Origin of the sequence: Komagataeibacter intermedius TF2 (genome assembly GCF_000964425.1) — a bacterium.
Lineage (GTDB): Bacteria > Pseudomonadota > Alphaproteobacteria > Acetobacterales > Acetobacteraceae > Komagataeibacter > Komagataeibacter intermedius.
Genome location: NZ_BANF01000756.1, coordinates 1 through 422, shown reverse-complemented (window position 1 = coordinate 422; position 422 = coordinate 1). Strand labels below are relative to the sequence as shown.

Annotated in this window: 1 protein-coding gene; it reads left to right on the top strand. The window is 58.1% G+C overall.

Annotated features, from left to right (window positions below; translation table 11 throughout):
- Positions 1 to 422 (top strand): IS5 family transposase (locus B7449_RS19180; RefSeq protein ID WP_148431446.1); only part of this gene is annotated, 422 nt, incomplete at both ends.

Sequence of the window (422 nt, the reverse complement as noted above, 5' to 3'; positions counted from 1 at the left end):
GGGATCCAGGCCGCCTGATCGGACGCACCAAAGGGGGCATGAACACCAGGCTGCATGCGGTCACCGATCAGAACGGACGACCGCTGAGCTTCTTTATGACAGCCGGACAGATCAGTGATTACACCGGAGCCTCTGCTCTGCTGGACAGCCTTTCCATGGCACAGTGGTTGCTGGCGGATCGGGGTTATGATGCTGACTGGTTCCGGGATGCCCTGGAGGAAAAAGGGATCAGGCCCTGCATTCCGGGAAGAAGATCCCGCGGAAGATCAGTCAAATACGACAGGCGAAAATACAAAAGACGCAGCCGCATCGAAATCATGTTCGGCCGCCTCAAGGACTGGCGGCGGGTCGCAACACGCTATGACAGATGCCCGACCGTCTTCTTCTCAGCCATCTGCCTCGCTGCAACCGTCATCTTCTGG